Source organism: Azospirillum brasilense (assembly GCF_022023855.1).
In the GTDB taxonomy this organism is placed as follows: Bacteria; Pseudomonadota; Alphaproteobacteria; order Azospirillales; family Azospirillaceae; genus Azospirillum; species Azospirillum brasilense_F.
On sequence record NZ_CP059452.1, the window covers coordinates 494,640 to 512,399 of the forward strand.

Sequence of the window (17,760 nt, forward strand, 5' to 3'; positions counted from 1 at the left end):
GGAACCAGCCATGGCGTCCGCCCGTGACCGCAGGCATCCCCGCGTACGGCTGCAGCCGGCGATTCTCACCGGCGGCGCGATCCTGCTGGCGCTGATCGGCCTGCTCTTCCTCGGCATCGTCGCGGAGCAGGGCAAGATGGAACGGCTGGCCGCCGACAGCCAGGACCGCATGGTGCCTCTGATCCTGGAGCGCCAGCGCGCCGTCGTGAATCTGGAGCGGCTGAAGCAGTCGGGGGCGATCGTCCTCTCCGCCGACGACCCCCGCCGCCGCCGCGAGGCCCTGCTGGCCGCCCAGGCGCTGGCCTTCCACCCGACCTTCCAGTTCGATCCCGTGCTGAAACGGCAGGTGACCGACGCCTATTCGGTCATCCGGCAGGTCTCTTCGGCTAAGGCGCGGCGGTTGGAGAGCGCCCCGGCCGGCGACGCGGCCGCGCCCGCCGAGGAGGAGCACCTCGCCGAGAAATGGGCGCAGACGCTCGTTGAACTGAACACGGTCGGCGACCGGCTTCTGGTCGACGTGACCGAACTGACGGCCGGCCGTCTCGGCCAGATCCAGGAGCGCACCCGCCTGGTGTCGCAGGTCATCCAGTTCGCTTTCGTCGCGGTGCTGGCCATCTTCATCGCCGCCGGGCTGCTGATCCGCCGCCATGTGGTGCGGCCGCTGCTCTTCGCCGCCGACGGCCTGCGCCGCATCGGCGAGGGCGAGCGCGACATCCGGCTTCCCGGTGCCCGCACGGAGGAGCTGGACAGCATCCTGGACGCCGTCGTCCGGCTGGGCACCCAGGCCGAGGAACTGCGCCTGACCCGTGACCGGGCGGAGGCGGCATCCCAGGCGAAGGCCAGCTTCCTCGCCAACATGAGCCACGAGATCCGCACCCCGATGAACGCGGTGATCGGCCTGTCGCATCTGGCGCTGAAGACCGACCTGACGCCGCGCCAGCGGGACTACGTCCTCAAGATCAGCCAGTCCGGCCAGCATCTGCTGGGCATCATCAACGATATCCTTGACTTCTCCAAGATCGAGGCCGGGAAGCTGAGCGTCGAGCGCACCGGCTTCCACCTCGACAAGGTGCTGGGCACGCTCGCCGACCTGATCGCCGAGAAGGCCGCCGCCAAGGGGCTGGAGCTGATCTTCGACGTCGCACAGAACGTGCCGAGCGACCTGATCGGCGATCCGTTGCGCATCGGGCAGATCCTGGTCAACTACGCCAACAACGCGGTCAAATTCACCGAGCGTGGCGAGATCGCCATCATCGTCCGGCTGGAAGAAGAGGCCGGGAGCGACCTGCTGATCCGCTTCGAGGTGCGCGACACCGGCATCGGCTTGAATGATGACCAGAAAAATCAGCTTTTCCAGAGCTTCCAGCAGGCCGACGCGTCGACCACCCGCAAGTATGGCGGAACCGGCCTTGGTTTGGCGATCTCCAAGCGGCTGGCCGAGCTGATGGGCGGCGCGGTCGGGGTGGACAGCGCACCGGGCCGCGGCTCCAGCTTCTGGTTCACCGCCCGGCTGGGCCGCGACAGGCCGCGCCGCGTTCTGCTGCCGCGGCCCGACCTGCGCGGCCTGCGCTGTCTGGTGGTGGACGACAACGAGAACGCCCGCGTGGTGCTGACCGACATGCTGTCGGCCATGTCCTTCACCGCCGAAGCCGTGGAGTCCGGCCCCGCGGCCATCCAGGCGGCGCGGTTCGCGGCGCGCGAAGGGCGGCCGTTCCGCGTCGTTCTTCTGGATTGGCAGATGCCGGGAATGGACGGGCTGGAGACTTCCGCCGGACTCGCCGCGCTGGAGCTGGATCAGGCGCCCCACCACATCATGGTCACCTCCTACGGCCGGGAAGAGGTGCTGAAAGGCGCCGAGAACACGGCCATCGAAGAGGTGCTGTTCAAGCCCGTCAACCCGTCGGCGCTGTTCGACGGCATCATGCGGGTTCTGGGCGCCGATGAGCAGACCACGGACGCCCCTCCGGCGACAACCGCCGCCGCCGACCTGTCGCGTCTGCGTGGCGCCCGCATCCTGCTGGCCGAAGACAACGATCTGAACCAGCAGGTGGCCTGCGAACTGCTGGGCGATGCTGGGCTGGCGGTGGAGGTTGCGGAGAACGGCGCCATCGCCGTCGACATGGTGCAGGCGGCCCGCTACGACCTCGTGCTGATGGACATGCAGATGCCGGTCATGGACGGCGTCGCCGCGACCTTGGAGATCCGCCGGCTGGGATTCGCCGATTTGCCCATCGTCGCGATGACCGCAAATGCCATGCAGGCCGACCGCGAGCGTTGCCTGGACGCTGGCATGAACGATTATCTGGCCAAGCCCATCGACCCGGATGCGCTGTGGGCCACCCTGCTCACCTGGATCGCGCCCCGCCCGGGCCTCGGCGCCGAGGCACCCGTTTCCCCGCCGGCTCCGGCCGTGGAGGATGTGGGCGATCTGCCCGCCAGTGTTCCAGGGTTGGACACCGTCACCGGGCTGTCGCGGGTGCTGGGCAAGAAACGTCTCTACCTCGACCTTCTGCGCAAGTTCGCCGCCGGTCAGCGCGCGGTGGTGACCGCCATCCGCGACGCGTTGGACTCCGGCGACCTCGCCGCAGCGGAGCGTTACGCCCACACCCTGAAGGGAACCGCCGGCAACATCGGCGCCCACCCCGTCCAGGATGCCGCCACCGATCTGGAGGCGGTCATCCGCGACGCCCGGCCACGCCCGGAGATCGACGCGCGGCTGGCCGCGTTGGAACCGCCGCTGGGCGCCTTGCTCGCCCATCTTGAGGCGGCGCTGACACCGACGGGCGCCGCCGCGCCGTCCGCTGCCCCGCCTAGCGTGGTGGATGCGGACGCGCTTCTCGCCGTGTGCGGGCAACTCCGCCAGCTTCTGCACGACAGCGACCCCGACGCCGAGGAGGTGCTGGCCGCGAACGCCGACCTTCTGCGCGCCGCCTTCCCCGACCGGTTCGAGGCCATCGCTGGCCAGATCCGCAATTTCGACTTCGACGAGGCCGCCGCGGCCCTGGACGCGGCCCTGACCGACCGCGGCATGACCGCCAAAGCCTGAACCGACGCCGGCCCTGCCGCCCCCCAATCGGACTGATTTCATGGACATCGCATCGCCCGCACCGGCTCCCGCTGCGCCGAAGCCCACGATCCTCATAGTGGACGACACGCCGGACAACCTGAAGCTGCTGAGTGGTCTGCTGAAGGAAAGCTACAAGGTGAAGGTCGCCAACAATGGGCGCAAGGCGTTGGAGATCGCCGCAGCGATCCCGACGCCCGACCTGATCCTGCTGGACGTGGTGATGCCGGAAATGGATGGCTATGAGGTCTGCGCCACCTTGAAGGAAGCACCGGGGACCCGGAACATCCCGGTGATCTTCCTGACGGGCCGGGCCGACGAGGCCGACCGGGAGCGCGGCCTCGCCATGGGGGCGGTGGATTACATCGCCAAGCCGGTCGATCCTCCGGCGGTGCTGCAACGGGTTGCCGCGCTCATTCCGGTGTCCTGACCACGGTCATCCGTGCGGGCCACGCCCTGGCGAGCCGGCCTCACGCCGACGCTTCGGCCAGGGCGGACACGCGCCGCGGCATGCGGACGACGAAGCTGGCGCCGCCGCCCGACAGGCTTTCCACCTCGATGGTCCCCTGAAGAACCTGATGGACGAGGTTGAAGGCGATGTAGAGCCCCAGCCCCGGAAACTCGATGCCCCGGCGGGTGGTGAAGAAGGGATCGAACAGTTTGGGCAGATGCTCCGGATCGATCCCCCTGCCATCGTCGGACAGGCGGAGTTCCACCCAATCCTCCTCCCGCAGCATGACCGACAGGATCACGCGCCCACTCTGCCCCGGCCGGAAGGCGTGGGCTACGGCGTTGCGGATCAGGATGGACAGCACCTCCGACAGCGGGCCGGGATGGCTGTCGATGGTCAATCCGGCGGGGCAGGACACGGTAAGGCTGTGCCCGGCCTCGCGTAAATGCGGGTCCAGCCCGAACAGGGCATCGGAGAGATAGTCCTTGAGATCGAACACCCGCCGTTCCGATCCGGCGCGGTCCACCACCACCTGCTTGAAGCTCTGGATCAGATTGGCGGTGCGAACGATGTTGGTGGTGACCAGCAGCGTCCCTTCCCGTGCGTTTTCCAGGAAGCGGGCAAGGTCGGATTTGCGGATCGCCCCATTCTGGAATTGCGAGGCCAGCGATTCGACCAGCCCGGAAAGATGGGAGACCGCGGTCAGGGCCACGCCGATCGGCGTGTTGATCTCGTGTGCGACGCCGGACACCAGCAGGCCCAGGGCCGCCATCTTCTCCGTCTGGATCAGGTGCTGCTGCGTCTCCTCCAGCCGGCTGTGGGCGGCGCGCACCTCCTCGACGGTCGCCCGCAGCGAGTCGGCGGTGGCCTTCAAGGACAGGTGGTTCTTCACCCGCGCCAGCACGATGGGGGGGCTGATCGGCTTGCTGATGTAATCGACGGCGCCCAGGTCCAGCCCGAACTTCTCGTCCTCGACCGACGTGCGGGCGGTGAGGAAGATCACCGGAACGTCGCGGGTCCGCGGATCAGCCTTCAGGCGGCGGCACACCTCGTATCCGTCCATGCTCGGCATCATGACGTCGAGCAGGATCAGATCCGGCGGCTGGTCGGAAAAGGCGATGCGCAGCGCGGCATCGCCGTTGTTCACGGTCTTGACCGTGTAAATGGATTTCAGGTGGCTGCTCAGCAGCGACAGGTTGTCGGCGGTGTCATCCACGATGAGAATCGTCGCCTTCGTCGGTGCTCCCATATCCGCCCCTTCCTCTTGCGGCGGAAAGGGACGATCCGGCACTGCCCCCGATCAGGGCGCTGGCCACAACCAGTGCATCACCGGTCCGCAGAAACACCCTCGTCCGCCAAAGGGACATTACAACGCGATTTTTTATCGTCAAAGACAATTTATCGGTGCCATTCACTCCGACAACGACCGTTTCAAATTATGTTCTGCCGGAAAAACAACTGCATTTTAAGCATCGCCCGAAACTACCAAACGCCACGTCCTGTCATGGGAACCGGCCGGTGCTCGATGGCGTTTCCGTGTCCGCGAGTGGCGGCCGGGACGCGAAAAAGTGGTAGCCCGCCCCCACCCGTCAAACTGTCACAGACCACCCGTATAGTCCGTCCAACTTTGGAAATGCTTCGTGAATCCAGCCATGCCGACGCCGACACACGCCCGTACGACACCACCTCATCCCACGCCCAAGCTGCATTGCGCCTGCTGCGGGCGTCCGTTCACCCGCGCATCCGGCCGCGGCCCCGCCCCGCTCTACTGCTCGGCCGACTGCCGGACGCAGATCCGCATCCGCCAGCGGGTGTGGTCGAGCCGGCCCGGCTACGCCGCGAGCGGCCCGACAAACCACCGGACGGTCAACCACCGGGACGCCCGGTTCGAGACGGCCTGCGCATCATGATGAAGCTGGTGATCCACGACCGCCATTCCGCCGCCGGGCTGATCCTGCCGGAGGTCGGCCATATGCGCGACGTCGTGCGCGCCCTGCGCGGGCTGGAGACGGTGGACAGCGCGTCGGTGCTTCTGGAGGCCTTCGCCCGGCGCTGTCTGGAGGCCGGCGTGGCCTTCGATTCGACGGACCCGCTGACCGCCTGCTCCTTCTGCACCCATCTGGTGGAGGTGGAGGTCCATGCGGAGGACGGGGCGGCGCCCGTCCAGTTCGTCCGACTCTACGACCGCGACGCCGACGGCATCCTCTGCCGCCGCCATCACGGTACCCTGCACGCGGTGGCCCGACAACTGCGGTGCGAGGACGGTGTGCCCTTTCCCACCCTGCCGGCCATCGCCGCCAAAACGGCGGCTTTCACCGCCGCGATCCCGCCGCGCCCGCTCTGACCGGGCGGACGCGGACGGAACCACCAATCGTTACGGCATGTATTGGCCGCCGTTGACGTCGAGAACCTGCCCGGTGATGTAGCCGCTGCAGGCGTGCGACGCGAAGAACAGGAAGGTCGGCGCGCATTCCTCGGGACGGCCGAAGCGGCCCATCGGGAAGCCGGAGCCGATGCGGGCCTTGGTGTCCTCGTCCTTGTCAGCGTGGAAGGCTGTGTCGAAGGTGCCCGGCGACACCATGTTGAAGCGGATGCCGTCCTTCGTGTGGAAGGCCACCCAGTTCTTCTGGATGTTGTGCAGCCACGCCTTGGCCGCGCCGTACAGGCCGGCGCCCGGACCGCCGCCGGTGTAGCCGGCGACCGAACCGACCGAGATCACCGAAGAGGTGGTGCCGTTCTGCGCCGCCGCAGCCTTCAGGTGCGGCAGCGCGTGCTTGGTCACCATCAGTGCGGAGCGGGAATTCAGGTCGGTCACCGCGTCGAAGAACGCGTCGTCGATCTCCGGCAGAGGCTTGCGCGCGACCAGACCGCCCGCGTTGTTGATGAGCACGTCGATGCCGCCGAAGCGCTCGACGAAGGCCTCGACGAGCGTCCCGCACGCCGCGCTGTCCGACACGTCGGCCGGGAGGAAGACGACCTCGCCGCCCAGCCCGTTCAGACGGGCCAGCGTGGCCTCCAGGTCCGCCGGGGTGCGGCGGCCGTTCATGGCGACCTTGGCGCCGGCGCGGGCGAACGCCTCCACCGCCGCCAGGCCGATGCCCTGCGTGGAGCCGGTGATCAGAACGCGCTTGCCCTTCAGATCGTCAAACATTCCTTGCCTCTCGTGTCTTGGTGTCGTTTTGGCTTGGCTCAATCGGCCAAGCGGGGTTCCGGCAGGCCCTGGGCGCCGGGATCGAACATCAGGACGCGCCCGCCATGCGGGTCCTCGGCGAGGTCCGCCGGCCCGCGGCTGAGCGAGGTGACCAGCATCGTCCGCAGGTCCGGCCCGCCGAATGCGCACATGGTCGGCTTGCGCATCGGCACGTCGATGCGGCGGTCGAGTTCACCATTCGGGGTGAAGCGCTTGATGCAGCCCTCGTCCAGGCAGCAGATCCAGTAGCAACCGTCGACGTCCACCGCGGCGCCGTCGGGGCGCCCGATCATCGCCCGCATGTCGACGAAGGGGCGGCGGTTGCCGGCGGTGCCGGTGTCCGTGTCGTAGTCCCAGGCCCAGACCATCCGCACGTCGCGGTGGCTGTCGGACACGTAGAGGGTGCGCCCGTCCGGGCTGAAGGCCGAACCGTTGGGGATGATGTAGCCGCCGGTTCCGGTTTCCGTCAGACCGTCGGCCCGCGTGAAGCGGTGCCACAGGCCGGAGGTGTCGCCCTTGCTGATGTCCATGACCATGCTGGACAGCCAGAACCTCCCCTGCCGGTCGCAGCGCCCGTCGTTGAAGCGCATGCCCTCCTTGGGGAAGCGGTGGGTGGCGAGGGTAGTGACCACCGCCTCCCCCCCTTCCCCCGGCAGATCCACATCGAACACGCCGGTTTCGCAGGCGCAGACCACGCCGCCGTCCGGACGCAGGACGAGGCTGCCGATCATTTCCGGCAGGGTCCAGAGGCGGTGGGCGCCGCTGGAGGGGTCGAGCCGGTGGATGGTCCGCGCCGGAATGTCGATCCAGGTCCACGAGCCCCGCTCGGCGTCCCAGACCGGGTTCTCGCCGGTGCCGTTGCGCAGATCGGGATCGAAGACGGCCTCAAGGCCAACACTGGTGACGGCAACTCCTTGGGCGGTCATTCCGGGGTCCCCATGCGGCTGCTCCCGGCGGCCGGGTTGATCGTCGACGGGCCGCCGGCCGACCGTTGCGCCCACAGGCGGCGCAGCAGCGGAAGCATCAGCGTCAGGATCGCGATGGTCAGTAGGACCGCGGTGATCGGACGGGTGTAGAGGAAGTCGTAGCTGCCGTTGGACAGCGACAGCGCGCGGCGGAAGTTCGCCTCCGCCATCGGCCCCATGATGAGGGCGAGCACGACGGGCGAGGCCGGGAAGTCCCACTTCTGCATGAAGTAGCCGACGACGCCGGCGGCCAGCATGATCCAGATGTCGAACATGCTGTTGTTGATGGCGTAGGTGCCGACGATGCACAGCGCCAGGATGCACGGCGTCAGCACCGACTTCGGCATCTGCAGGATGCGTCCCATGAAGCGCAGCGAGCCGAGGCCGACCACCAGCATGAAGACGTAGCAGACCAGCATGCCGGCAAACAGCGTGAAGACCAGATCGGCGTGGTCCTTGAACAGCAGCGGACCGGGCTGCAGCCCCTGGAGCGTCAGGGCGCCCAGCATCACCGCGGTCACCGCGTCGCCGGGAATGCCCAGAGTCAGCATGGTCAGCAGCGCGCCGCCGGTGCAGCCGTTGGCGCCGGATTCGCAGGCGGCGACAGCGCCCAGCTCGCCCTTGCCGTAATTCTCCGGCGTCTTGCTGAACCGCTTGGCCTCGTTGTAGGCGACGAAGGCGGCGATGTCGGCGCCGGCGCCGGGAATCATGCCGATGACGATGCCGAGTCCTGATGAGCGCGCGATGTTGCCCAACTGGCGGCGGAACATGTGCCAGGGCGGGATGATGCGGTCCAGCGCCGCGGCCATGCCGGCGCGGACCTGTGGGTCCTCCAGCGACTTGAAGGCCTCGGCGGCGGCGAACAGACCGATCATCACCGGGATGAAGGGCACGTTGAACAGTTCGGTGTAGCCGCCGGTGTAGCGCGGGAAGCCGCCCATCGGGTCGAGCCCGACGGTTGCCAGCAGCAGGCCCAGAAAGCCGGAGATCAGGCCCTTGATGACCGACACGCCGGAAATGCTGGCGATGATCGACAGGCCGAAGACGGCGAGCGCGAAGGACTCCGACGCGCTGAACTCCAGGGCGAAACGGGCCAGCACCGGTGCCAGGAAGATCAGCACGAAGACGCTGGCCGTTCCGCCCAGGAAGGACGAGAAGGTGGCGGTGCCGAGCGCGATGCCGGCCTGCCCCTTCTTGGTCAACTCGTACCCGTCGATGGCGGTGGCGGCGGCGGCCGGGGTGCCGGGGATCTTCAGCAGGATGGCCGTGACCGACCCGCCGTAGATGCCGCCGAAGAAGACGCCGGAAATCATCAACAGGCCCGACAGCGGGTCCATGCCGAAGGTGAAGGGCAGCAGGATGGCCACGCCCATCGTCGCCGTCAGGCCGGGCAGCGCGCCGATGATGATGCCCAGCGTGACGCCGAACAGGGCGAGCAACAGCGCCATGGGCTGGTTGAGCAGCGCCTGCGCGCCGTGAAGAAGCATATCGAGTTCGTACATCTCACCCCTCCGTCAGCGGAGCGTTGCGGCCGGTCGGATCGGTTCGGGTCATTCGAAAAGACTCCCGACCGGAAGCGGCACGCTGAGCGCGATGGCGAAAGCGGCGTAGATGAGCGCGGTCAGCACGGCGGCGATGGCGGCGTTCGCGAGCAGGTTGCGCCGTCCCATCAGCCACATCAGGCCGAACAGGTAGATCGGAGTCGCGATGGCGTAGCCGACGAACTCCATGGCGTACAGGCAGACGGCGGTCGCGACGATGCCGATGGCCACGGTGCCGTAGCTGGCCTTGGGTTCGGCCTCCGCTGGATCGTCCGGGGGAGCGGCGGGCGCACGCAGCGTGTTGAAGACCAGGATCGCGCACAGCACCAGCAGGGCTACGGCGAAGATGATCGGGAAACGGGCGGGGCCGACGTCGGTTTCCAGCATGGTCGGCGGGAAGTCACCCGCGACGATGATGGCGGCGACAGCGACGGCCATGACCAGGACGGCGATGACCAGCGTGGCAAGGCGGTCCTGCGGGCGCAGGCCAGCCTTGCCGCCCGGAGCGGGAGCGTTGCTCATGAGTGAATCTCCTTCGGACGCCCGGCGGCCCGAAGGCCGCCGGGGACACGCCGGGGATGCGGCTTGCGTGAACGGCAAACCTTACTTGGACAGGCCGATCTGCTTCATCAGCGCCTTGAACATCTCGGCGTCCTTCTCCATGGCCACCTTGTACTCCGGGCCGTCGAGATAGGCGTAGCTGAGGTTCATCTTGGTGAGCTGGTCGCGGAAGCCCTGCTCCTCGACCGCCTTCTTGGAGGCGGCGCGCAGCGTCTCGACGACGTTCGCCGGGGTCTTCTTCGGAACGACGATGCCGCGCCAGGTGGCGACCGTCACGTCGATGCCCTTCTCCTTCAGCGTCGGGGCGTCCGGGAACGCCTTGGAGCGCTGGTCGTCCATCACGGCCAGGATGCGCAGCGTGCCGGCGGCGACGTGGCTGGACACCTCGGCCGGGCTGACGCTGACCGCCTCGATGTGGTTGCCGAGAAGTGCCGTGACCGCCGGGTTGGCGCCGTCATAGGGGATGTGGCTGAACTTCAGGCCGGACTTGGTCGCCAGGGCCTCGGCGGCGAGGTGCCAGATGGCGCCGGTGCCGGAGTTGCCGATGCGGACCTTGCCCGGGTTCTCCTTGGCGTAGGCCAGGAACTCCTCGATAGTCTTCCACGGCGCGTTGGCGTTGACCGTGATGGCGCTCGGCTCCGCGTTCAGGCGGGCGATCGGCGTGAAGTCATCGGCCGTGAAGCGGGCGACGCCGAGGTTCGGCAGGGTGGTGATCTCCACGGTGCCCATGCCGATGCGGTAGCCGTCCGGACGGGCGGCCATGATCTCCGACAGGCCGACGGCGCCGCCGCCGCCGGTCTTGTTCACCACGCCGACCGACTGCGGCAGGTGGCGGTTCACGGCGTCCGCGTAGGCGCGGGCCACCAGATCGGTGCCGCCGCCGGCCGCGTAGGGAACGATCAGCTCGATCGCCTTGGTCGGGTACTCGGCGGCCTGCACGGCGACCATCATCGTGGCGGAGGTCAGCGCGCCGACGACGGCGCCGGTGACGAAACGATAGCCCTTCATGAACGTTCTCCCTGGAAAATTGCTTGTGATGGTGAGGGGGAGGAAAGCCCGCGGCGCGTTCTGCGACCGGCCGCGGGTGGTGTACTGTTGTCCTGATTCGGTCAGCGCGGGTTGAGGCGCCGCCACGCGGCGACGAAGGCGTCCGCCCGCTCCCCGACCTCGGCGGCGGACAGGCCCGGCGCGTAGAGTGCGGAACCCAGCCCGAAGCCGGCCACGCCGGCCTCCAGGAACGGCGCCATGGTGTCCGGGGCGATGCCGCCCACGGGCAGCAGGCGGGTGCCGGCGGGCAGGATGGCGCGCATCGCCTTGATGACACGCGGGCCGACCAGCTCCGCCGGGAAGATCTTCAGGGCGTCGGCCCCGGCTGACAGCGCTGCGAAAGCTTCCGTCGGCGTGGCGATTCCGGGCAGGCTGACCAATCCCGCGGCCTTGGCGGCGCGGATCACCGCGGTGTCGGCGTGCGGCATGACGACCAGATCGGCGCCGATCTCCTTCAGCCGGGCCACCTGCTCCACCGCCAGGACCGTGCCGGCGCCGACCAGCGCGTCGCGCGGCAGCAGCCGGCGGACGGCGGCGATGCTGTCGAACGGATCGGGCGAGTTCAGCGGCACCTCGATCATGCGGAAGCCGCTGTCGTAGAGCGTCTGCGCGACGCCCTCCGCCTCCGCGGGGGTCAGGCCGCGCAGGATGGCGACCAGCGGCAGGGCGGAAAAGGCGGCGTCGAAGCGGGCCTTCAGGGAATCATCCGACATGATCGTCACTCCCCCGCCGGCGCGATCAGGCCGGCGGCAACGGCAAACTGGAAAAGCCCACGCGGGGCGGTGTTCTCAAGCCGGTCGGTGGGCTCGACGCCCAGCAGCTCCAGGCCGCGCACGTAGCGGCGGCAGAGCGCGCCCTCGCCGATCAGCAGCAGCGGACGGCCCTCGTGCAGCTCGTTGCGCATGTGGCCGAGACCGGAGACCAGCTCGTGCCCGATCAGCAGGCCGGACAGATAGTCCTTGAGCAGTTCCGCCGACATGCGACGGGTGATGCCGAGCGTGCGCGCGGCAAAGATCTGGTGCGTGAAGTCGCCCGGCCCGCTGGCCTGCGCCGCCTGCACGCCCTCGGCGAAGGCGGCGTCGGACTCGGCCTCTGCCGGTGCGGCGTCCGCCGGCATCAGCCGGCCGAGGATCGAGTGCTTGCACAGCACGGCGAAGGTCTCGCCGGTCATGTAGGTGGAGAAGCGGATCATGCGCCCGCCGACGATCTCCACCCATTTGGAATGGGTGCCGGGCAGGACCATGCAGGCGTCGCGGCCCCAGTCGGAACGGTCGGCCAGCACGCCGGCAATCTGGATCTCCTCGCCGCGCAGGATGTCCGGCGGGCCGCTCGGCGGGTCGTAGAGGACACCCGGCGCGATCAGGATGCGGGACCCCGACGCGCTTTCCACCGGGATGGCCTGCGAGGCCAGCGTCGTCGTGTCGGCGGGGCAGCGGACATAGGGAGCCTCGCGCCAGCCCTGGGCGCTGCCGACCATACCGCCGGCCACGACCGGCAAGCCCGGATATGCTGCCAGCCAATCGCCGCACAGGTCGGTGAAGGCCTGCTCGAAACCGGTGATGCCCGGCATCGGCAGGTTCTGGATGCCGTGCGCATTGGCGCGCTGGTCCAGCACCCGCCCGTCGCGGCCCATCAGGAAGCCGCGCAGGCTCGACGTTCCCCAGTCGAGGGCGATCAGCGATGCCCCGACGCCCGTTCGTCCCGTTTCCATCCCAAATCCTTTGAAATCGCGTCGGCGACCGCCCGGACCACGGGTCCAAGCTCCTCCATCCGTTCGTCCGGCATGTACGGCACGGCGCTCGCCACGCTGATGGCGGCGACGACCTGGTTGCGGACGTCACGGATCGGCGCGCCGACGCAGCGGATGCCGATTTCGTTTTCTTCAAGGTCGAAGGACCAGCCGCGATCCACATAGGCAGCCAGCCGGGATTCGAACTCCGGCCAGGGCGCCAGCGGGGGCCGTTCCGGCGCCGCCGCGGTCAGGCGGAGCGCTTGATCGTAAAGCGCCGGCCAGCGCTCGCGCGGCAGGCCGAGGAGAAGCGCCTTGCCCAGCCCCGTGGAGGCCAGCGGCATGCGCAGGCCGATGCGGGATCGCATCTCCAGCCCGCGCGTGTTCGGAATCTTGTCGAGGTAGAAGACCTCCGCCCCTTCGACGACGCCAAGATGGACGGTGTCGCCGGTCTGGCGGGCCAGCTCCTCGATGTGCGGGCGGGCGATGGCGACCAGCGGGCGCTGCTCCAGCGCGCGCATGCCGAGCGCGATCAGCTTCGGCCCCAGCAGATAGCCCTTGTAGGGCACATGATGCAGATAGCCGTCCTGGGTCAGGCTGTTGAGCATCCGGTGCGTGGTGCTGCGCGGCGTGCCCAGCCGGGCGGCGATGCCCTTCACGTCACCGATGCCCGCCGCCACGCATTCCAGGAGGGCGAGGCCGCGCATCAGCGTCTGGGTTCCGGAGGCCTGCGGCTTCTCCGGCGACGCTTGTGCATCGAGCGGATTTGCTCCGATGCCGGCCATATCCTCCCTCCCGCGTTGTTGTCCGATATCTGGCATATCAGTTTCCACCACTTTATGAAGGCGTACGGAGTGTGTCAAATAAATAAATTGCTGTCCATATAGTGAGATATTGTTGGTGCAGAACAGCCTTGCCCCACCGTCTGGGCGGCCGCCTTGATCGGGGCGACGCCTCTGCCCATCTGTTCCCTTGAGGCGACCGGGGCCGCGCATGGTGCGGGCCACACAGGCCGTCTTCCCGCGCCTTCGCAAAGGGCGGGAACCATAACGAACGGAGTGCCTGATGGACTTCGGTCTGTTCACCGACCGTGCGCGCGGCGTCATCCAGGCTGCGCAACTGGCGGCTCTCGCCGGACGCCACCAACAGCTCGTCCCCGAACATCTCGTGAAGGCCCTGGTCGAGGACGCCGACGGCGTGCCCGCCAAGCTGATCCGCGATGCCGGCGGCGACCCCGAGCTTTTGAAGACCGCCGCCGAGGAAACCCTCAACCGCCAGACCCGCGTGGAAGGCGAAGGGCCGCACCCGATCTTCATGTCCCCGGCGCTCGCCGGCGTGCTCCAGAACGCCGTCGAAACGGCGCGGGGTGCCGGCGACAAGTTCGTCTCCCCCGAACGGCTTCTCGAATCGCTGGCCGCGCAGGGCGGCAGCACCCGCGCGCTGTTCCACCGCGCCGGTGTCGATCCCGCAGTGCTGGTCGAGGGCGTCGAGTCGCTGAGCAGGAACCGCCCCGCCGACCGGCAGGAGGATGCCCAGATGGGCGAGGCGCTCGCCAAGTACGCCCGCGATCTGACGGAAGAGGCGCGGCAGGGCCGTCTCGACCCGGTGATCGGCCGCGACGACGAGATCCGGCGGACCATCCAGGTCCTGGCCCGGCGCACCAAGAACAACCCCGTCCTGATCGGCGAGCCCGGCGTGGGCAAGACCGCCGTCGTGGAAGGGCTGGCCCAGCGGCTGGCCTCCGGCGACGTACCGGAGGGGCTGAAGGACCGGCGTGTGCTCGCGCTCGACCTCACCGCCCTGCTGGCCGGCGCCAAGTTTCGCGGCGACTTCGAGGAGCGGCTGAAGGCCGTCCTGTCGGAGGTGCAGCAGGCGGCGGGACGCATCATCCTGTTCATCGACGAGCTGCACTCACTGATCGGCGCCGGCCGCACGGACGGCGCGATGGACGCCGCCAACATGCTGAAGCCCGCGCTGGCGCGCGGCGAGTTGCGCTGCGTCGGCGCCACCACGCCGGACGAGTACCGCAAATACATCGAGAAGGATGCCGCACTCGCCCGCCGCTTCCAGCCGGTGAACGTCGACGAGCCGTCCGATGAGGACGCCGTATCGATCCTGCGCGGCATCAAGGGCAAATACGAGGTGCACCATGGCGTGCGCATCGCCGACGCGGCGGTGGTCGCGGCGGTGCAGCTCTCCGCCCGCTACATCGCCGACCGCCGCCTGCCCGACAAGGCCATCGACCTCGTGGACGAAGCGGCCAGCCGCCTGCGCATGGCCATCGACAGCAAGCCGGAGGCTCTGGACGCCGTCGGCCGCCGCGTCGCCCAGCTGAAGATCGAGCGCGAGGCCCTGAAGTCCGAGCCGGACGCCGCCTCCCAGGAACGGCTGCACAAGCTGGAGTCCGAACTCGCGGTGGACGAGGCGAAGCTGACCGCCATGGAAGAGGAATGGCGCGTCGGCCAGTCCCGCCGCACCGAGGGACGCCGCCTGAAGGAGGAGCTGGACCAGGCCCGGACCAAGCTGGAGCACGCGCAACGCGACGGCGACTGGGCGAAGGCCGGCGAGCTGGCCTACGGCGTCGTTCCCGATCTGGAGAAGCGTCTGGCCGAGGCCGAGTCCCGTGCCAACGCGGAGCGGGAGGAGGTCACGGCGAAGGACATCGCCGCCGTGGTCACCCGCTGGACCGGCATCCCGGTGGACCGCATGCTGGACAGCGAGCGGCAGCGGCTGAAGGGCATGGAGGACCGGCTGGCCGAGCGCGTCGTCGGTCAGGCGGAGGCGGTGCGCGCCGTGTCCAAGGCGGTGCGCCGGGCGCGGGCCGGGTTGAAAGACCCGAACCGCCCGACCGGCTCCTTCCTGTTCCTCGGCCCGACCGGCGTCGGCAAGACGGAGCTGGCCAAGGCGCTGGCCGCCTTCCTGTTCGACGACGAGACCGCGGTCACCCGTGTCGACATGTCGGAGTACATGGAGAAGCACTCCGTCGCCCGCATGATCGGTTCGCCCCCGGGCTATGTCGGCTATGACGACGGCGGCACGCTGGCCGAGAAGATCCGGCGCCGGCCCTATCAGGTCGTCCTGCTGGACGAGGTGGAGAAGGCCCATCCGGACGTGCTGAACGTGCTGCTCCAGGCGCTCGACGATGGGCGGCTGACCGATGGCCAGGGCCGCACGGCGGACTTCCGCCACGCGATCCTGATCATGACGTCGAACCTGGGGGCGGACGCCCTGACCGCGCTCGGCGAGGACGACAGCCTGGAGGGCGCGCGGGTCGAGGTGATGGACGCGGTGCGCCGCGCCTTCCGGCCGGAGTTCCTGAACCGGCTGGACGATGTGCTGATCTTCCGCCGGCTGGGGCGCGAGCAGATGGCCCACATCGTGGACATCCAGCTTGCCCGCGTCGCCGACCGTCTGGCGGAGCGCGGCCTGTCCCTGACCGCCGACGACGCGGCCCGCGCCCGGCTGGCCGACCTCGGCTGGGACCCGGCCTTCGGCGCCCGTCCGCTGAAGCGGGCGGTGCAGAATCTGGTGGAGGACCCCATCGCCGAGCGGCTGCTCGACGGCGAGGTGGACGAGCGCTCGACCCTGCACCTGTCGGCCCGGGACGGCCGCCTGACCCTGGACGGCGTTCCCGTCGAGGAGGACCGCGCCACCGGCTTCAAGGCTCCGGAACGTCCGCCGCTGGGCTTCGCCCTGACGGGCAGCGGCGGACGCAGCGCCGCGGTCCACTGACCGGCAACGCCGGTCCCCTTCCCGGCCCTCCCCCGCGAACGCAGGGGAGGGTTAGGGAGAGGGCCAGCGGTGGCGGAATTCCAACTCCCGCTCCAGGAAGCGGGCACAGCGCAGCAGCCGGTCCTCCTCATAGGGGCGGGCGATCAGTTGCAGACCGATGGGCAGCCCGTCGGCCGCCCACCCGCAGGGGATCGACAGGCAGGGGAAACCGATCAGCGACACCGTGTAGGTGATCGCCAGATAGTCGATGATGGTGGACAGGCGGAAACCGTTGATCTCCGTCACGTCGCCCTGGGCGTTGGGAAAGGGCGGCACACTGGCGCTCAGCGTCATCAGGATGTCGTGGTCGCGGAAGAAGGCGGCGAAGCGGCGGTAGAGCGCGCTGCGCTGAGCCTCCGCCCGCAGATAGTCGGCGGCGCTCAGCCCCTTGCCCCGCGCGATGTTCCAGGCGACCGACGGGCTCAGCCGGTCGCCGTCCTGCTCCAGCGTCCGGCCGTAGGTGTGGAAGATGTGCGCGGCGCGCAGCGTGCCGAAGGCGGCGCTGGCCTCCCGGCAGTCGGGCGTGGCCTCCACGAAGTCCCCGAAGCGGCCCTCCAGCCCGCGCATCACCGCCTCGAACCGCTCGGCCAGCCCAAGATCGATCAGGGCGGAGCCGAGGTCCGTGCTCCAGGCCACCCGCAGCGACATCGGGTCGAGGGCGTCGAGGTCCGGCACTGTCCATTCCGGCACGGAAAGGGAGGTCGGGTCGCGCGGGTCCGGCCCGCTGACCGCGGCCAGCGCCAGCGCGGCGTCGGCCACGTCGCGGGCGAGGAAGCCCTGCGTCGCCAGCCCGTCCCAGGCCAGCGCGCGGCCCGGACTGGGGATGCGTCCCGGCGTCGGGCGCAACCCCACCACCCCGCAGAAGCTGGCCGGGGTGCGCACCGAGCCGCCGAAGTCCGTCCCCTGGGCCAGCGGCACCAGCCCGGCGGCCACCGCGGCAGCACTCCCGCCGCTCGACCCGCCGCTGGTCTTGTCGAGATCGTAGGGGTTGGCGGTCGGCCCGCACAACTCGTTGCCGGTGATGGCGCCGAAGCCGAACTCCGGCGTGTTGGTCTTGCCCACGATGATGGCGCCCGCCGCCTTCAGCCGGGCGACGCTGAGGTCGTCGGTGTCGGGGATCAGGTCGGCGTAGAGGGCGGAGCCGTAGGTTGTGCGCAACCCCGCCGTCAGCGTCAGGTCCTTGACGCCCACCGGCACGCCGTGCAGCGGGCCGAGCGGCGCCCCCGCCTCGACCCGCCGGTCGGCCTCCTCCGCGGCGGCGAGCGCGGCGTCGGGGGCCACGGTGATGAAGGACTTCAGCCCGCCGTCCAGCGCCGCGATGCGCTCCAGGCTCGCCGCCACGAGGTCGCGCGCCCGGAAGCGGCGGTTGCGCACGCCCTCCGCCATCGCGGCGGCGCTGAGGCGGAACAGGTCGAGTGTGCTCACGGGCAGGGTCTCCGGT

Annotated in this window: 14 protein-coding genes and 1 pseudogene; 5 read left to right on the plus strand and 10 right to left on the minus strand. The window is 69.2% G+C overall.

Annotation, left to right across the window (positions count from 1 at the left end):
- The first annotated feature begins 10 nt into the window (after window positions 1-10).
- Entirely contained in the window at window positions 11-3,046 is a 3,036-nt protein-coding gene (locus H1Q64_RS28710) for a response regulator (protein ID WP_237907290.1), read from the plus strand.
- Window positions 3,047-3,086: 40 nt separating this feature from the next.
- Window positions 3,087-3,470, plus strand: a pseudogene (locus H1Q64_RS28715) (response regulator); the annotation flags it as partial.
- A 64-nt stretch (window positions 3,471-3,534) separates the two neighbouring features.
- Here H1Q64_RS28715 and H1Q64_RS28720 read toward each other — a convergent pair.
- Window positions 3,535-4,764, minus strand: coding sequence for a sensor histidine kinase (locus H1Q64_RS28720; protein WP_237907291.1), 1,230 nt, complete (start codon window positions 4,762-4,764; stop codon window positions 3,535-3,537).
- Between the two features lie 403 nt (window positions 4,765-5,167).
- Between H1Q64_RS28720 and H1Q64_RS28725 the strand changes: the two genes are divergently transcribed.
- Together H1Q64_RS28725 and H1Q64_RS28730 are read left to right on the plus strand one after the other, a co-directional pair.
- Window positions 5,168-5,425 carry a hypothetical protein gene (locus tag H1Q64_RS28725; protein ID WP_237907292.1) on the plus strand — a complete coding sequence of 86 codons (258 nt, stop codon included), beginning with the start codon at window positions 5,168-5,170 and terminating at the stop codon, window positions 5,423-5,425.
- Complete coding sequence (locus H1Q64_RS28730) at window positions 5,422-5,859, plus strand: hypothetical protein (RefSeq protein ID WP_109469006.1); 438 nt, start codon at window positions 5,422-5,424, stop codon at window positions 5,857-5,859. Before H1Q64_RS28725 ends, H1Q64_RS28730 begins: the two co-directional genes overlap by 4 nt.
- A 30-nt stretch (window positions 5,860-5,889) precedes the next feature.
- Here the strand turns inward: H1Q64_RS28730 and H1Q64_RS28735 are convergent, their stop codons facing one another.
- The 8 genes from H1Q64_RS28735 to H1Q64_RS28770 all read right to left on the minus strand — a co-directional run bounded on the left by H1Q64_RS28735 (window position 5,890) and on the right by H1Q64_RS28770 (window position 13,333).
- Entirely contained in the window at window positions 5,890-6,666 is a 777-nt protein-coding gene (locus tag H1Q64_RS28735) for an SDR family NAD(P)-dependent oxidoreductase (protein WP_237907293.1), read from the minus strand.
- A 38-nt stretch (window positions 6,667-6,704) separates the two neighbouring features.
- Window positions 6,705-7,631: an SMP-30/gluconolactonase/LRE family protein gene (locus H1Q64_RS28740; RefSeq protein ID WP_237907294.1), complete on the minus strand. Its 927-nt coding sequence runs from the start codon at window positions 7,629-7,631 to the stop codon at window positions 6,705-6,707.
- Window positions 7,628-9,172, minus strand: a complete 1,545-nt coding sequence (locus H1Q64_RS28745; RefSeq protein ID WP_237907295.1) for a tripartite tricarboxylate transporter permease — start codon at window positions 9,170-9,172, stop codon at window positions 7,628-7,630. Before H1Q64_RS28745 ends, H1Q64_RS28740 begins: the two co-directional genes overlap by 4 nt.
- A gap of 48 nt (window positions 9,173-9,220) precedes the next feature.
- Window positions 9,221-9,733, minus strand: coding sequence for a tripartite tricarboxylate transporter TctB family protein (locus H1Q64_RS28750; RefSeq protein WP_237907296.1), 513 nt, complete (start codon window positions 9,731-9,733; stop codon window positions 9,221-9,223).
- An 81-nt stretch (window positions 9,734-9,814) separates the two neighbouring features.
- On the minus strand, window positions 9,815-10,780 hold the full coding sequence (locus H1Q64_RS28755; protein ID WP_419468870.1) for a Bug family tripartite tricarboxylate transporter substrate binding protein: 966 nt from the start codon (window positions 10,778-10,780) through the stop codon (window positions 9,815-9,817).
- Between the two features lie 101 nt (window positions 10,781-10,881).
- The gene (locus H1Q64_RS28760; protein WP_237907297.1) at window positions 10,882-11,532 is read right to left on the minus strand and encodes a 2-dehydro-3-deoxy-6-phosphogalactonate aldolase; all 651 of its coding nucleotides are present in this window, start codon (window positions 11,530-11,532) and stop codon (window positions 10,882-10,884) included.
- A gap of 5 nt (window positions 11,533-11,537) precedes the next feature.
- Window positions 11,538-12,530, minus strand: coding sequence for a 2-dehydro-3-deoxygalactonokinase (locus H1Q64_RS28765; protein WP_237907298.1), 993 nt, complete (start codon window positions 12,528-12,530; stop codon window positions 11,538-11,540).
- Window positions 12,494-13,333 (minus strand): IclR family transcriptional regulator, encoded by an 840-nt coding sequence (locus H1Q64_RS28770; RefSeq protein ID WP_035679536.1) that lies wholly within the window; start codon window positions 13,331-13,333, stop codon window positions 12,494-12,496. Before H1Q64_RS28770 ends, H1Q64_RS28765 begins: the two co-directional genes overlap by 37 nt.
- Window positions 13,334-13,613: 280 nt before the next feature.
- Between H1Q64_RS28770 and clpB the strand changes: the two genes are divergently transcribed.
- Window positions 13,614-16,280, plus strand: coding sequence for an ATP-dependent chaperone ClpB (gene clpB, locus H1Q64_RS28775; RefSeq protein ID WP_237907299.1), 2,667 nt, complete (start codon window positions 13,614-13,616; stop codon window positions 16,278-16,280).
- 51 nt (window positions 16,281-16,331) lie between these two features.
- Here clpB and H1Q64_RS28780 read toward each other — a convergent pair whose 3' ends face one another.
- Entirely contained in the window at window positions 16,332-17,744 is a 1,413-nt protein-coding gene (locus H1Q64_RS28780; RefSeq protein ID WP_237907300.1) for an amidase, read from the minus strand.
- Between the last annotated feature and the right edge of the window lie 16 nt (window positions 17,745-17,760).

Excerpts from the sequence above, each read along its gene's own strand:
- H1Q64_RS28710 (WP_237907290.1), top strand. The coding sequence starts at position 11 with ATGGCGTCCGCCCGTGACCGCAGGCATCCCCGCGTACGGCTGCAGCCG.
- H1Q64_RS28720 (WP_237907291.1), bottom strand. The coding sequence starts at position 4,764 with ATGGGAGCACCGACGAAGGCGACGATTCTCATCGTGGATGACACCGCC.
- H1Q64_RS28725 (WP_237907292.1), top strand. The coding sequence starts at position 5,168 with ATGCCGACGCCGACACACGCCCGTACGACACCACCTCATCCCACGCCC.
- H1Q64_RS28730 (WP_109469006.1), top strand. The coding sequence starts at position 5,422 with ATGATGAAGCTGGTGATCCACGACCGCCATTCCGCCGCCGGGCTGATC.
- H1Q64_RS28735 (WP_237907293.1), bottom strand. The coding sequence starts at position 6,666 with ATGTTTGACGATCTGAAGGGCAAGCGCGTTCTGATCACCGGCTCCACG.
- H1Q64_RS28740 (WP_237907294.1), bottom strand. The coding sequence starts at position 7,631 with ATGACCGCCCAAGGAGTTGCCGTCACCAGTGTTGGCCTTGAGGCCGTC.
- H1Q64_RS28745 (WP_237907295.1), bottom strand. The coding sequence starts at position 9,172 with ATGTACGAACTCGATATGCTTCTTCACGGCGCGCAGGCGCTGCTCAAC.
- H1Q64_RS28750 (WP_237907296.1), bottom strand. The coding sequence starts at position 9,733 with ATGAGCAACGCTCCCGCTCCGGGCGGCAAGGCTGGCCTGCGCCCGCAG.
- H1Q64_RS28755 (WP_419468870.1), bottom strand. The coding sequence starts at position 10,780 with ATGAAGGGCTATCGTTTCGTCACCGGCGCCGTCGTCGGCGCGCTGACC.
- H1Q64_RS28760 (WP_237907297.1), bottom strand. The coding sequence starts at position 11,532 with ATGTCGGATGATTCCCTGAAGGCCCGCTTCGACGCCGCCTTTTCCGCC.
- H1Q64_RS28765 (WP_237907298.1), bottom strand. The coding sequence starts at position 12,530 with ATGGAAACGGGACGAACGGGCGTCGGGGCATCGCTGATCGCCCTCGAC.
- H1Q64_RS28770 (WP_035679536.1), bottom strand. The coding sequence starts at position 13,333 with ATGGCCGGCATCGGAGCAAATCCGCTCGATGCACAAGCGTCGCCGGAG.
- clpB (WP_237907299.1), top strand. The coding sequence starts at position 13,614 with ATGGACTTCGGTCTGTTCACCGACCGTGCGCGCGGCGTCATCCAGGCT.